Origin of the sequence: Pseudomonas brassicacearum, from assembly GCF_003732225.1 — a bacterium.
Taxonomy (GTDB): domain Bacteria; phylum Pseudomonadota; class Gammaproteobacteria; order Pseudomonadales; family Pseudomonadaceae; genus Aquipseudomonas; species Aquipseudomonas brassicacearum_E.
The window spans coordinates 30,802-44,496 of the sequence record NZ_MOBJ01000007.1 but is presented as its reverse complement, the minus strand read 5'-3'; the positions used below and the strand labels follow the sequence as shown (position 1 = coordinate 44,496).

Genomic DNA, 13,695 nt, shown 5'->3' with positions numbered 1-13,695 from the left:
CAAAATGTTTTCTACAGACTGAAGCTTTGCACAACCCCAGCGTTATGCCAGAGCAGCGGCAGGATATTTCTCAGGTGCTCGGGGCTGGCACTGGTCCAGAACTGCGCGTCGCGAGGTGGCCCTTCGGCAAGTAATTCACGTTCAGCCAGCAGGCGTTGGGTCTGCCGGGCAACAGCCGCGCCAGTATCGATCAGGCTGATGTCGGCGGGGATCAGTTGCATGAGCAACGGTTTGAGGAAGGGATAGTGCGTGCAGCCCAGAATGATCGTGTCACACCCGGCCACCAGTAAGGGCTCGAGATATCCAGCCAGCATCAGGCGCAACTCATGGCTGTGCAGATCGCCCGCTTCAATCAGCTCCACCAACCCTGGACACGGCTGGGTGATGACCCGCACATCGGTGGCAAAACGGTCGAGCAAGGCAGCGAACTTGGCGCTCTGCAACGTCCCGGTAGTGGCGAGCACACCGACCACGCCACTGCGAGTGGCCGCGGCGGCTGGCTTGACCGCAGGCTCCATGCCGATGATGGGCCAGTCCGGGTAGTCGCGACGCAAGTCCGCGACACCGGCCACGGTTGCTGTGTTACACGCAACAACCAAAGCCTTGGCACCCTGCTGCTGAAAAAACTCCGCCACCACACTGCAACGCTGACGAATGAACTCAGGGGTTTTCTCGCCATAGGGAATATTCCCGCAATCGCCGACATACAGCAGCGACTCATTGGGCAGCAGATGCTGGATCTCGGCCAGCACCGACAATCCACCGACGCCGGAATCGAACACGCCGATCGGCGCCTCACGCATGTTTGGCCCCGCAAACGCTACAGCCTGGATCACGCTTGACCCGCAACTCACGGAATCGCGTACTCAAGGCATCGATCAACAGCAACCGGCCCACTAACGGCTCGCCGAAACCCACCAACAGTTTCAGCGCCTCAAGCGCTTGCAGGCTGCCGACCAGCCCCACCAGCGGACCGAGCACCCCGGCCTCGCTGCAGGTCAGCTCGGCTTCGCTGCCGTGCCCGTATAAACAGTGGTAGCACGGGCTCTCGGCACGACGTGGATCGAACACCGACAACTGCCCTTCCAGACGAATCGCCGCGCCGCTGACCAAGGGTTTGCGCGCCGCCACACACGCTGCGTTCACCGCTTCACGGGTGGAAAAATTGTCGGAACAGTCGAGTACCACGTCGACCGCCAACACCGCAGCTGCCAATGAATCTTCGTCCATCGCGGTGCGATGGGCGATCAGTTGAATCTCGGGGTTGATCACCGTCAGACGGCGGATGGCCGAATCGACCTTGCTCAGGCCGACGCTGTCCGTGTCGTGAATGATCTGTCGTTGCAGATTGGTCAGGTCGACCGTGTCGAAGTCGGCCAGATGCAGCTCACCGACCCCGGCCGCCGCCAGGTACAGCGCGACCGGCGCACCGAGACCGCCGAGGCCGACGATCAAGACACGGCTTTGCTTGAGTCGCAATTGGCCGTCGATGTCGACGTGTTGCAACAGAATTTGCCGGCTATAGCGCAACAGCTCCTGATCATTCAGCACGGTAGACGCCCCAGACTGATACGTTCGTGGCCACCGAGGTCTGTGCGGCTGTGGACCTCTTCAAAGCCTCGGGTCAGCAGCAAATCGCGCACCGCGTCGGCTTGATCGTAACCGTGTTCGAGCATCAACCAGCCGCCAGTTTCCAGATGGTCCGGCGCCTGGGCGATGATCAAACGCAAATCGTCGAGCCCATCAGTGCCGGCCACCAGCGCGCTGGCGGGTTCGAAACGCACGTCACCCGCCACCAGATGCGGGTCGGCGGACGCAATGTAAGGCGGGTTACTGATGATCAGCGTGTAGCGATGCTCTTTCAGCGCACTGAACCAGTGACTGCCGAGCACGCTGACGTTGTTCAGGTGCAGACGCTGGCGATTGCGCTCGGCCAGGGCCACGGCTTCGAGGATCCGGTCTACCGCAGTGACCTGCCAGGCCGGACGCTCGCTGGCCAGGGCCAAGGCAATTGCGCCACTGCCGGTGCCCAGATCGAGGACCTTGGCGGGCGTAGCAGGCAACAGTTCCAGTGCAGCTTCGACCAGCAACTCGGTGTCCGGGCGCGGGATCAGCGTATGCGGCGCCACTTCCAGATCAAGCTTCCAGAACCCCTGCTGGCCGAGGATGTACGCCACCGGTTCACCGGCCCGGCGACGTTGCAGGTACTCGGCAAAGGTCAGCGCGGCTTCACTGGGAACGATGCGCTCCGGCCAGGTGTGCAGAAAACTGCGGGACTTGCCCAGGGCCGCGGCCAGCAGCAATTCGGCATCCAGACGCGCGGTCGGCGAGTCAGGCAGGTCGGCTGCACGTAACAAACTGGCAATGATGGTCATTTATTCACCTATCGCTGCCAGTTGGTCAGCCTGGAACTCGGCCAGCAACGGCTCGATCACGGCATCGACGCCACCCGCGAGAATTTCGTCGAGGGAATACAGCGTCAGGTTGACCCGGTGGTCGGTGACCCGGCCCTGAGCAAAGTTGTAGGTACGAATTCGTTCCGAGCGGTCGCCCGAGCCCACCAGCAACTTGCGCTCGCTGGCGATGGCGTTCGCCGCGGCGCTGGTTTGTTGGTCATTGAGTTTGGCCGAGAGCCAGGACATCGCCCGCGCCCGGTTCTTGTGTTGGGAACGCTCTTCCTGACACTCGACCACGATGCCCGACGGCAAGTGAGTGATACGGATGGCCGAGTCGGTCTTGTTCACGTGCTGACCGCCCGCGCCAGAAGAGCGATAGGTATCGACCCGCAAATCCGCCGGGTTGATCTCGATCGCTTCCTGTTCGTCCGGCTCAGGCAACACCGCCACGGTGCAGGCCGACGTGTGGATACGGCCCTGGGATTCAGTGGCCGGGACCCGTTGCACGCGGTGCGCGCCGGATTCGAACTTCAGCTTGCCGTAGACGTTATCGCCTTCGACCCGCGCGATGACTTCTTTATAGCCACCGTGTTCGCCGATGTTCTCCGACAGAATCTCGACCCGCCAGCCACGTCGCTCGGCGTAACGCGAATACATGCGGAACAGGTCACCGGAGAAGATCGCCGCTTCGTCACCACCGGTGCCGGCGCGGATTTCCAGGAACACGTTGCGCCCGTCGTTCGGATCCTTCGGCAGCAGCATGCGTTGCAGGCTGGCTTCGAGTTCGATCAGTTGCTCTTTGGCTTCGCGGACCTCTTCGACGGCCATTTCGCGCATGTCCGGATCGCTGTCCTTGAGCAACGCCTGGGCACCTTCGAGGTCACCCTGAACCTTGAGCAGCTGTTTATAGGTGGCGACAATCGGCTCAACTTCCGCGTATTCCTTGGAATAGGTGCGGAACTTGTTCTGATCGGAAATGACTTCGCCATCGCCAAGCAAGGCGGTCAGTTCCTCGAAACGGTCCTGGAGGATGTCCAGCTTATTGAGCAGTGACGCTTTCATTGCGGTTTTTTATCCGAAGAGCTATCCGAAGAGCCCTCACCGAGGGCAAAGAGTTCCTGGGCCATGGCCAACGCATCGAGGCGGCCTTCGGCGGTAAGCTTTTTCAACTGCACGCTGGGGGCATGCAACAGTTTATTGGTCAGGCCACGGGCCAGTTGCACCAACACGTCTTCAGCGCTGCTGCCGTTGGCGAGCATGCGCTGGGCTTTTTGCAATTCTTCATCACGCAGGCGCTCGCTCTGTTGACGATAGGCCTTGAGCACATCCACCGCCGCCAGTTCACGCAGACGGACCATGAAGTCGTCGGCGCCGATGGAAACCATTTCTTCCGCCGCCTGGGCAGCACCCTGACGGCTCTTGAGGTTTTCAGCGACCACTTCGTGAAGGTCGTCGACGCTATAGAGGTAAACGTCGTCCAACTCGCCGACTTCCGGTTCGATATCCCGTGGCACGGCGATATCGACCATGAAGATCGGCTTGTGCTTGCGCAGCTTCAAGGCACTTTCTACCGCGCCCTTGCCAAGAATCGGCAACTGGCTGGCGGTCGAGCTGATGACGATATCACTGCGTACCAGTTCTGCCGGGATGTCCGAGAGCAGCACCGCGTGGGCGCCGAACTGCTCGGCCAGGATGCTGGCGCGCTCCAGGGTCCGGTTGGCGACCACGATCCGCTTCACGCCCAACTCATGCAAATGGCGGGCGACCAGGGTAATGGTCTCGCCGGCGCCGATCAGTAAAGCCTGGCTGCGCTGCAAGTCACTGAAAATCTGTTTCGCCAGGCTGACCGCGGCAAACGCCACGGACACCGGGTTTTCACCGATAGCGGTGTCGGTGCGCACCTGCTTGGCGGCATTGAACGTGGCCTGGAACAAACGCCCAAGCAGCGGACCAATGGTGCCGGCCTCGCGGGCCACGGCGTAGGCCGATTTCATCTGGCCAAGAATCTGCGGCTCGCCCAACACCAGCGAATCGAGCCCGGAGGCGACACGCATCATGTGACGAACTGCCGCATCATCTTCATGCACATAAGCACTCGCGCGCAGCTCATCGAGGCTTAAATGGTGATAATCGGCCAACCAGCGCAGCACGGTGTCCGCCGAAAGATGATCCTGTTCTATATAGAGTTCACTGCGATTGCAGGTGGAGAGGATCGCAGCTTCGCGGCTGTCGGTGAGTCGGCAGAGCTGCTGCAAGGCCTCAACCAACTGCTCTGGAGTAAAAGCCACGCGCTCGCGGACGTCTACGGAAGCAGTCTTGTGGTTAATACCGAGTGCAAGGAAGGCCATTCAAGGTCGCTGATGATGTCGAGAAGCCGACAATTGTCCTACTTCGCCTGACTCAGAACAACCACTCGATATCTATTGCCCCCGCAGGAGCTGCGATCCGCCCTCGTTTACAAGGGCGCCGGGCTCTGCAGGAGCTGGCGAAGGCTGCGATCTTTTGGCGGTCGAAAAGCAAGATCAAAAGATCGCAGCCTTCGGCAGCTCCTACGTGGATTGGCCGCATACGTAAATTGACAGGCCGGTTATGTTTGGCCGAAGGCTTGTGTCATGATGATCCGACCGCAGGTTAGTCGTCCTCTTCCTATATGAATAGATCTTCCGCGTTGCTCCTCGCTTTTGTCTTCCTCAGCGGCTGCCAGGCCTTGGCACCCGTTTCGTCGAACGGTACGCCGCCGGTCGAAGGCAGCACAAAAGCCCCTGAAAAGCCCAAGGTTTACAGCTCGTTCAGCGAAGACACGATCTTCAGCCTGCTGAGCGCGGAACTGGCTGGCCAGCGCAATCGTTTCGACATTGCCCTGGACAACTACGTGACCCAGGCCGTCAACACCCAGGATCCGGGCATTTCCGAGCGAGCCTTTCGCATCGCCGAATACCTGGGCGCCGACCAGGCAGCGCTTGATAGTTCGCTGATCTGGGCGAAAAACGCCCCGAACGACCTCGAAGCGCAACGTGCCGCCGCCGTGCAACTGGCCCGTGCCGGGCGTTATGACGACTCCATGGTCTATATGGAAAAGGTTCTGCTGGGCAAGGGCGATACCCATTTCGACTTCCTCGCCCTGTCTGCGGCCGATACCGACCAGGACACCCGCAACGGCCTGATGAAAAGTTTTGACCGCTTGTTGCTGCGCCACCCGAAGAACGGTCAGCTGATTTTCGGCAAGGCGCTGTTACTGCAACAGGACGGTGACTCCCAGGGCGCACTGACCCTGCTTGAGAAAAATCCTCCGGAAGCCGGTGAAATCGCCCCCATTCTGCTGCGTGCGCGCCTCCTGCAAAGCCTCAACCGTGGCAAGGAAGCGCTGCCGCTGCTGGAAAAAAGCATTCGCAAATACCCGGACGATAAACGCCTGCGCCTGACTTACGCACGCCTGCTGGTCGAACAGGACCGCATGGACGATGCCAAAGAACAGTTCTCAAGCCTGGTTCAGCAATATCCGGAAGACGACGAACTGCGCTACTCCCTGGCACTCGTTTGCCTGGAAGCCAAGGCCTGGGGCGAGGCCAAGGGCTACCTGGAAGACCTCATTGCCCGCGAAAGCCATGTCGACTCGGCCCACCTGAACCTGGGTCGTATCGCCGAAGAACGCAACGACCCGCAAGGCGCCCTGATCGAATACGCATTGGTGGGCCCGGGCAACGACTATCTGCCGGCGCAATTGCGCCAGTCCGATATTCTGATGAACAACGGACGCACCGCCGAAGCCCAAAGCCGTTTGGCCAGAGCCCGCGACGAACAACCGGATTACGTGATCCAGCTGTATCTGATCGAAGCCGAAACCCTGTCCGCCAATAAGCAGGACGATCGCGCCTGGGCAGTCCTCGATAAAGCCTTGAAGCAGTATCCGGACGATCTGAACCTGCTCTATACCCGGGCCATGCTGGCGGAAAAACGCAATGACCTGGCGCAGATGGAAAAAGACCTGCGACTGATCATCAAGCGCGACCCGAACAACGCCATGGCGCTGAACGCCCTGGGCTACACCCTGTCTGACCGCACCACGCGTTACGCCGAAGCCAAGGCGCTGATCGAGCACGCGCACCAGTTGAACCCGGAAGACCCGGCTGTTCTCGACAGCCTCGGCTGGGTGAACTTCCGTCTGGGCAACCTTGATGAAGCCGAGCGTTACCTGCGCCAGGCTCTGGAGCGTTTCCCCGATCAGGAAGTCGCGGCGCATCTGGGTGAAGTCCTGTGGGCCAACGGCAAGCAACGCGAAGCCAAACAAATCTGGGGCAAATTCCTCAAGGAACAGCCCGACAGCCCTACCCTGCGCAGCACCATCAAGCGCCTGACCGGTTCCGAGACTCTTTAAAATCATGTTTTTGCGCCACATCATTGTTTTCAGCTTCATCGCCCTGCTCGCCGGTTGTGCGGGCTTTGGCGCCCGCGAATCCGTCGAGGGTCACGGCAACCCCGCGCAATGGCGCGAACACAAACAGCAATTGACGGGCCTGGATGGCTGGCAAATCAATGGCAAGGTCGGCATCCGGGCCCCGAAAGACTCCGGCAGCGGTACCTTGTTCTGGCTGCAACGACAGGACTATTACGATATTCGCCTGTCCGGCCCGCTGGGTCGCGGCGCAGCACGCTTGACCGGTCGCCCCGGCCAGGTATCGCTGGAAGTCGCCAATCAAGGGCGCTTTGACGCGACAACGCCTGAAGCCCTGCTCGAAGAACAGCTGGGCTGGAAGCTGCCGGTTTCGCATTTGGTCTGGTGGGTTCGCGGCTTGCCCGCACCTGACAGCAAAAGCCGCCTGAACCTGGATGCCGACAGTCGACTGGCCAATCTCGAGCAGGATGGCTGGCAAGTCGAATACCTCAGCTACATCCAACAAAACGGTTACTGGCTGCCCGAGCGGATCAAACTGCACGGCACCGACCTTGATGTCACGTTGGTGATCAAGGACTGGCAACCACGCAAATTGGGGCAATGACATGCCTGCCACTCGCCTGACCCTGCCCTCGCCGGCAAAACTCAATTTGATGCTGCATATTTTGGGTCGCCGTGAAGACGGCTACCACGAGTTGCAGACGCTGTTTCAATTTCTCGATTACGGTGACGAAATCACCTTCGCCGTACGCGATGACGGTGTCATTCGTTTGCACACCGAGTTCGAAGGCGTCCCTCACGACAGCAACCTGATCGTCAAAGCCGCCAAAAAACTTCAGGAGCAATCCGGTTGTTCGCTGGGGATTGATATCTGGATCGAAAAAATCCTGCCCATGGGCGGTGGAATCGGTGGCGGTAGTTCGAATGCGGCCACCACTTTGCTGGGCCTCAATCATCTCTGGCAGCTGGGTTGGGACGAGGATCGACTGGCCGCCTTGGGCCTGACGCTGGGCGCGGACGTTCCGGTTTTCGTGCGTGGGCACGCGGCTTTCGCCGAGGGCGTGGGGGAAAAGCTCACCCCTGTAGACCCCGAAGAACCGTGGTATGTCGTGCTTGTGCCGCAAGTATCTGTAAGTACAGCAGAAATTTTTTCAGATCCGCTGTTGACACGTAACTCTTCTCCCATTAAAGTGCGCCCCGTTCCCAAGGGAAACAGTCGGAATGACTGCTTACCGGTGGTAACAAGGCGTTATCCAGATGTACGTAACGCTTTGAATTTGTTAGGTAAATTTACCGAAGCAAAACTCACCGGAACTGGAAGTTGTGTGTTTGGGGGCTTCCCAAGCAAAGCTGAAGCTGATAAAGTCTCGGCCCTTCTTACAGAGACCCTTACAGGGTTTGTAGCAAAGGGAAGCAACGTTTCGATGTTGCATCGCAAGCTGCAAGGTCTGCTCTAAAAGGAACCGGGTACTGGGTACTCGTTGCAACAGATACAGGGGCGTCGCCAAGCGGTAAGGCAGCAGGTTTTGATCCTGCCATGCGTTGGTTCGAATCCAGCCGCCCCTGCCATTTTCCTATACTCATCCAGGTTACCCTCAGCCTTCAGGTACTGCGCGTGTCCAAGATGATGGTCTTTACGGGGAACGCTAACCCCGATCTGGCTCGGCGTGTCGTACGTCAGCTGCATATCCCTCTCGGTGACATTTCTGTCGGTAAGTTCTCCGACGGCGAGATCACTGCCGAGATCAATGAAAACGTCCGCGGTAAAGACGTCTTCATTATTCAGCCGACTTGCGCTCCGACCAACGATAACCTGATGGAACTCGTCGTGATGGCTGATGCCTTCCGTCGTTCCTCAGCAACTCGAATCACTGCGGTGATCCCCTACTTTGGTTATGCCCGTCAGGATCGCCGTCCGCGTTCCGCACGTGTGGCTATCAGCGCGAAAGTCGTCGCTGACATGCTTACCGTAGTCGGCATCGATCGTGTTCTCACGGTTGATTTGCATGCTGACCAGATCCAGGGTTTCTTCGATATTCCGGTAGATAACATCTACGGCTCCCCAGTACTGGTGGATGACATCGAAGACCAACGCTTCGAAAACCTGATGATCGTGTCCCCGGACATTGGCGGCGTCGTGCGTGCACGTGCTGTTGCCAAATCCCTGGGCGTGGATCTCGGGATCATCGACAAGCGCCGTGAGAAAGCCAATCACTCTGAAGTGATGCATATCATCGGTGATGTCGAAGGGCGTACCTGTATTCTGGTTGACGACATGGTCGATACCGCCGGCACCCTGTGCCATGCGGCTAAAGCCTTGAAAGAGCATGGCGCTGCCAAAGTCTTTGCCTACTGCACACACCCTGTGCTGTCGGGTCGGGCCATCGAGAACATTGAAAATTCCGTGCTGGACGAGCTGGTGGTGACTAACACCATCCCGCTGTCCGCTGCAGCACAAGCCTGTGCACGTATCCGTCAACTGGATATCGCACCGGTAGTTGCCGAAGCGGTTCGCCGCATCAGCAACGAAGAATCGATCAGCGCGATGTTCCGCTAAGGGCCCTGCCCTTCGGATACATCTCGATGACGAAAAGCGCCCCGCCCCGGCATAACCTGTCGGGGCGGGGCTTTTTTGCCCATATCGCCTTTAGCGCTGGTCGCAAACGCTGGGGCGAATGTGGTTATTTTGGAGATACAACATGAACGATTTTACTCTGAATGCTGAAGTGCGTTCCGACCTGGGGAAAGGTGCGAGCCGCCGCCTGCGTCGTCTCGCAAGCCTGGTTCCAGCTGTAGTTTACGGTGGCGAAAAAGCCCCTGAATCCATCAGCATGCTGGCCAAAGAAGTTGCCAAACTGCTCGAAAACGAAGCGGCTTACAGCCACATCATCGAGCTGAACGTTGGCGGCACCAAGCAAAACGTAATCATCAAAGCTCTGCAGCGTCACCCGGCCAAAGGCCACGTGATGCACGCTGACTTCGTACGCGTTGTTGCTGGTCAGAAACTGTCCGCTCACGTTCCTGTGCACTTCGTCAACGAAGCTGCTGCAGTGAAAAAAGGCGGCGAAATTTCGCACGTTGTTGCTGAAGTTGAAGTTTCCTGCCTGCCAAAAGACCTGCCTGAATTCATCGAAGTCGACCTGGCTAACGCCGAAATCGGTTCGATCGTTCACCTGTCCGACATCAAGGCCCCTAAAGGCGTTGAATTTGTTGCTCTGGCTCACGGTAACGACCTGGCTGTTGCCAACGTTCACGCTCCACGTGTTGCTCCAGAAGCTGCAGAAGGCGCTGCAGAGTAATTCACTCTGTACGCCGGAGTGAGCCAGTAACATCGCGGACTGGAACGTAGCGAGAAAGCGGGCGGGAACGCGGAGTTTACATAATGGTAAATGAGCATTTTTCGTCCACTTTCGCCGCACACACCTATTGCAGCGATGTTATCCACCACTCCAAAGAAGGGCCCCTGACGTGACTGCCATAAAACTGATCGTTGGCCTGGGAAATCCAGGCGCCGAATACGAACAGACCCGGCATAACGCAGGGGCCCTTTTTGTTGAGCGCATCGCGCAGGCACAAGGCGTCAACCTTGTGGCCGATCGCAAATATTTCGGCCTGACCGGGCGCTTCTCGCATCAAGGTCAGGATGTTCGTCTGCTGATTCCTACTACCTACATGAACCGTAGCGGCCAGGCCGTGGCGGCTCTTGCCGGTTTTTTCCGCATCAAGCCGGAAGAAATACTCGTAGCGCACGACGAACTCGACTTGCCACCCGGCGTTGCCAAGCTCAAACAGGGCGGCGGGCATGGCGGTCACAACGGGTTGCGCGACATCATCGCGCAACTGGGCAACCAGAATACCTTTCACCGCTTGCGGCTCGGCATTGGCCACCCAGGCGTTGCCAGTATGGTTTCAAACTTTGTCCTGGGTCGTGCGCCTCGCGCCGAACAGGAAAAACTCGATGCCAGCATCGACTTTGCCCTCGGCGTGCTGCCGGATATCTTCGCCGGTGAATGGAACCGCGCGATGAAAAACCTGCACAGCCAGAAGGCCTGACTCTTATCCAAGGGGAAACACCATGGGATTCAATTGCGGCATCGTCGGCCTGCCTAACGTCGGCAAGTCCACCCTGTTCAACGCCCTGACCAAATCCGGTATCGCGGCCGAGAACTTCCCCTTCTGCACCATCGAACCGAATACCGGTATCGTGCCGATGCCGGACAAGCGTCTGGACGCCCTCGCGGCCATCGTCAATCCAAAGCGCATCCTGCCGACCACCATGGAATTCGTCGACATCGCTGGCCTGGTTGCCGGCGCCTCGAAAGGTGAAGGCCTGGGTAACAAATTCCTGGCCAACATCCGCGAAACCGATGCCATCGCTCACGTGGTCCGCTGCTTCGAAGACGAGAACGTGATTCACGTCTCCAACAGCGTCGACCCGAAACGCGACATCGAGATCATCGACCTCGAACTGATCTTCGCCGACCTCGACAGCTGCGAGAAGCAACTGCAGAAAGTCGCTCGCAACGCCAAGGGTGGTGACAAGGACGCAGTGGTCCAGAAAGGCCTGCTGGAGCAGTTGATCGCTCACTTCACCCTCGGCAAGCCAGCGCGCACGCTGATGAAGAACATGGGCGCCGACGACAAAGCGGTGATCCGTGGTTTCCACCTGCTGACCACCAAACCGGTCATGTACATCGCCAACGTTGCTGAAGACGGCTTCGAAAACAACCCGCTGCTGGACATCGTCAAAGCCATCGCCGAAGAAGAAGGCGCAATGGTCGTGCCGGTCTGCAACAAGATCGAAGCCGAAATCGCCGAACTGGAAGACGGCGAAGAGAAAGACATGTTCCTCGAGGCCCTGGGTCTGGAAGAACCTGGCCTGAACCGCGTGATCCGCGCCGGCTACGAAATGCTGCACCTGCAGACCTACTTCACCGCCGGTGTTGAAGAAGTCCGCGCCTGGACCGTCCGCGTCGGTGCCACCGCACCACAAGCCGCTGGCGTGATCCACACCGACTTTGAGAAGGGCTTCATCCGCGCCGAAGTCATCGCCTACAACGACTTCATCCAGTACAAGGGCGAAGCCGGTACCAAAGAAGCCGGTAAATGGCGCCTGGAAGGCAAGGAATACATCGTCAAAGACGGCGACGTGATGCACTTCCGCTTCAACGTGTAAAACACACGCTCAAGAAAAAGCCGCGTTTATACGCGGCTTTTTTTGTACCTGAAATACTCATCCGCCACACCACCGAACAACTGTGGGAGCGAGCTTGCTCGCGATAGCGGTCATTCAATCAACATCATCGTTGAATGTTCAACCGTCATCGCGAGCAAGCTCGCTCCCACAAGGGGATTTGTGGTGAGTCAGATCTTTTTGGTTCTCGGCAGGAAGATCGCCAGCACCCCGAACAACGGCAAGAACGAACACAGCCTGTACACGTATTCAATGCCGTGAATGTCCGCCAGATGCCCCAGCAGCGCCGCGCCAATCCCGCCAAAACCGAACATCAGACCGAAGAACACTCCGGCGATCATGCCGACATTGCCCGGCACCAGTTCCTGCGCGTAGACCACAATGGCCGAGAACGCCGAGGCCAGAATGAAACCAATCACCACGCTCAAGATGCTGGTCCAGAACAGGTCGACGTGAGGCAGGATCAAGGTGAACGGTGCAACACCAAGGATCGAGAACCAGATCACCGCCTTACGGCCGATCTTGTCGCCAATCGGCCCACCGAAGAAGGTCCCCGCCGCTACCGCCCCAAGAAACAGGAACAGGTGCAGTTGCGAACTGGCCACCGACAGGTCGAACTTCTCGATCAGGTAGAAGGTGAAATAACTGGTGAAGCTGGCCATGTAGAAATACTTGGAGAACACCAGCAATCCGAGTACCACCAAGGCACTGATCACCCTGCCCTTCGACAACCCGTGAGTTGCCGCCTGGCCTTGCTTGAGCTTGAACAGGCTCAAGTGGTTGGCGTACCAACGGCTGATGCCATACAGCACCACCAACGCAAACACTGCGAACAAGCCGAACCAGGCGACGTTGCCCTGGCCGAACGGAATGATGATCGCCGCCGCCAGCAACGGCCCGAACGCTGAACCGGCGTTACCACCGACCTGGAAGGTCGACTGCGCCAACCCAAAACGCCCGCCCGAGGCCAACCGCGCGACACGAGAAGCTTCCGGGTGAAAGGTCGAGGAGCCGATGCCGATCAACCCCGCCGCCAACAGAATCAGCGGAAAGCTGCCGACCTGGGACATCATCAGAATGCCGGTCAAGGTGCAGATCATCCCCGCTGGCAGCAGATACGGCTTGGGATGGCGATCGGTGTAGTAACCGACCCACGGCTGCAACAGCGATGCCGTGAGCTGAAAGGTCAAGGTGATCAGGCCAACCTGGGTGAAGGTCAGCCCGTAATTGGCCTTGAGCATCGGATAGATCGACGGCAGCACCGACTGAATCAGGTCGTTGATCAAATGCGCCAGCGCCACCGCGCCGATGATTCGCATGACCAATGGGCTGCTTTGCGAAGTCGCGAGTGCCGGCGATGCGGCAGTTTGAGTGTTACTGGTAGCCATGAGAGTTTCCATACCGCGGATGGGTGCGCACTTGCAGGTGCGTCAATGTGCCATTTTTCAGTGCAGCAACGCCATCCCCTTAGCCTGCTAACGACTTTTAAATTGTCGACGTTTAAGTGATAGCGCAAAGCCATGGTCTGAATCTTGCCTTGCTTATCCGCTTCAACGCGGCCCCTTACAAAGGGGATCGAGAATGGGAAGTTTCACCACAGCGCCGGTCCTATCAGACCTGCCAAAGTGAACTTTCGAGGCCTTTTATGAGGGCACGGGTAGCGGTCACAAGGCCGCGACCGCACGCCAATGGTGCGTGGTGCCCAGAGGAGT

The 13,695-nt window shown here is 58.5% G+C and carries 13 protein-coding genes and 1 tRNA gene; 8 read left to right on the top strand and 6 right to left on the bottom strand.

Annotated elements, in window-relative coordinates:
• Positions 1–11 precede the first annotated feature (11 nt).
• Genes murI through hemA form a run of 5 tightly spaced genes read right to left on the bottom strand, consistent with a single transcriptional unit; the run spans position 12 to position 4,744 of the window.
• Complete coding sequence (murI, locus tag BK659_RS10170) at positions 12–803, bottom strand: glutamate racemase (RefSeq protein ID WP_123424954.1); 792 nt, start codon at positions 801–803, stop codon at positions 12–14.
• Positions 796–1,551 carry a molybdopterin-synthase adenylyltransferase MoeB gene (locus tag BK659_RS10165; RefSeq protein ID WP_123424953.1) on the bottom strand — a complete coding sequence of 252 codons (756 nt, stop codon included), beginning with the start codon at positions 1,549–1,551 and terminating at the stop codon, positions 796–798. Before BK659_RS10165 ends, murI begins: the two co-directional genes overlap by 8 nt.
• Complete coding sequence (gene prmC, locus BK659_RS10160; protein WP_123424952.1) at positions 1,545–2,375, bottom strand: peptide chain release factor N(5)-glutamine methyltransferase; 831 nt, start codon at positions 2,373–2,375, stop codon at positions 1,545–1,547. Before prmC ends, BK659_RS10165 begins: the two co-directional genes overlap by 7 nt.
• Positions 2,376–3,458: a peptide chain release factor 1 gene (prfA, locus tag BK659_RS10155; RefSeq protein ID WP_123424951.1), complete on the bottom strand. Its 1,083-nt coding sequence runs from the start codon at positions 3,456–3,458 to the stop codon at positions 2,376–2,378.
• The gene (gene hemA / locus BK659_RS10150; protein WP_123424950.1) at positions 3,455–4,744 is read right to left on the bottom strand and encodes a glutamyl-tRNA reductase; all 1,290 of its coding nucleotides are present in this window, start codon (positions 4,742–4,744) and stop codon (positions 3,455–3,457) included. The genes prfA and hemA overlap by 4 nt, the downstream gene beginning before the upstream one ends.
• Positions 4,745–5,046: 302 nt before the next feature.
• On the opposite strand from hemA, the gene BK659_RS10145 reads away from it, so the two are divergent.
• The 8 genes from BK659_RS10145 (at position 5,047) to ychF (ending at position 11,965) form a co-directional block, all read left to right on the top strand.
• Positions 5,047–6,771 carry a tetratricopeptide repeat protein gene (locus tag BK659_RS10145; RefSeq protein ID WP_123424949.1) on the top strand — a complete coding sequence of 575 codons (1,725 nt, stop codon included), beginning with the start codon at positions 5,047–5,049 and terminating at the stop codon, positions 6,769–6,771.
• A 4-nt stretch (positions 6,772–6,775) separates the two neighbouring features.
• Positions 6,776–7,393, top strand: coding sequence for a lipoprotein insertase outer membrane protein LolB (lolB, locus tag BK659_RS10140; protein ID WP_123424948.1), 618 nt, complete (start codon positions 6,776–6,778; stop codon positions 7,391–7,393).
• A gap of 1 nt (position 7,394) precedes the next feature.
• The gene (gene ispE / locus BK659_RS10135) at positions 7,395–8,246 is read left to right on the top strand and encodes a 4-(cytidine 5'-diphospho)-2-C-methyl-D-erythritol kinase (RefSeq protein ID WP_123424947.1); all 852 of its coding nucleotides are present in this window, start codon (positions 7,395–7,397) and stop codon (positions 8,244–8,246) included.
• A gap of 37 nt (positions 8,247–8,283) precedes the next feature.
• Positions 8,284–8,358, top strand: a tRNA-Gln gene (locus BK659_RS10130).
• A gap of 46 nt (positions 8,359–8,404) precedes the next feature.
• Entirely contained in the window at positions 8,405–9,346 is a 942-nt protein-coding gene (locus BK659_RS10125) for a ribose-phosphate pyrophosphokinase (RefSeq protein ID WP_003171603.1), read from the top strand.
• 142 nt (positions 9,347–9,488) lie between these two features.
• A complete protein-coding gene (locus BK659_RS10120) occupies positions 9,489–10,088 on the top strand; it encodes a 50S ribosomal protein L25/general stress protein Ctc (protein WP_123424946.1) in 600 nt (199 codons plus the stop codon).
• Positions 10,089–10,257: 169 nt separating this feature from the next.
• Positions 10,258–10,842, top strand: a complete 585-nt coding sequence (gene pth, locus BK659_RS10115) for an aminoacyl-tRNA hydrolase (protein ID WP_071553333.1) — start codon at positions 10,258–10,260, stop codon at positions 10,840–10,842.
• Between the two features lie 22 nt (positions 10,843–10,864).
• On the top strand, positions 10,865–11,965 hold the full coding sequence (ychF, locus tag BK659_RS10110) for a redox-regulated ATPase YchF (RefSeq protein ID WP_123424945.1): 1,101 nt from the start codon (positions 10,865–10,867) through the stop codon (positions 11,963–11,965).
• Between the two features lie 188 nt (positions 11,966–12,153).
• On the opposite strand, the gene BK659_RS10105 is transcribed toward ychF, so the two are convergent.
• The gene (locus BK659_RS10105) at positions 12,154–13,371 is read right to left on the bottom strand and encodes an MFS transporter (RefSeq protein WP_123424944.1); all 1,218 of its coding nucleotides are present in this window, start codon (positions 13,369–13,371) and stop codon (positions 12,154–12,156) included.
• Positions 13,372–13,695 lie beyond the last annotated feature (324 nt).

Bases quoted from the DNA above. Each gene is read 5' to 3' on its own strand.
- murI (WP_123424954.1), bottom strand. From the start codon at position 803: ATGCGTGAGGCGCCGATCGGCGTGTTCGATTCCGGCGTCGGTGGATTG.
- prmC (WP_123424952.1), bottom strand. From the start codon at position 2,375: ATGACCATCATTGCCAGTTTGTTACGTGCAGCCGACCTGCCTGACTCG.
- prfA (WP_123424951.1), bottom strand. From the start codon at position 3,458: ATGAAAGCGTCACTGCTCAATAAGCTGGACATCCTCCAGGACCGTTTC.
- hemA (WP_123424950.1), bottom strand. From the start codon at position 4,744: ATGGCCTTCCTTGCACTCGGTATTAACCACAAGACTGCTTCCGTAGAC.
- BK659_RS10145 (WP_123424949.1), top strand. From the start codon at position 5,047: ATGAATAGATCTTCCGCGTTGCTCCTCGCTTTTGTCTTCCTCAGCGGC.
- lolB (WP_123424948.1), top strand. From the start codon at position 6,776: ATGTTTTTGCGCCACATCATTGTTTTCAGCTTCATCGCCCTGCTCGCC.
- ispE (WP_123424947.1), top strand. From the start codon at position 7,395: ATGCCTGCCACTCGCCTGACCCTGCCCTCGCCGGCAAAACTCAATTTG.
- BK659_RS10120 (WP_123424946.1), top strand. From the start codon at position 9,489: ATGAACGATTTTACTCTGAATGCTGAAGTGCGTTCCGACCTGGGGAAA.
- ychF (WP_123424945.1), top strand. From the start codon at position 10,865: ATGGGATTCAATTGCGGCATCGTCGGCCTGCCTAACGTCGGCAAGTCC.
- BK659_RS10105 (WP_123424944.1), bottom strand. From the start codon at position 13,371: ATGGCTACCAGTAACACTCAAACTGCCGCATCGCCGGCACTCGCGACT.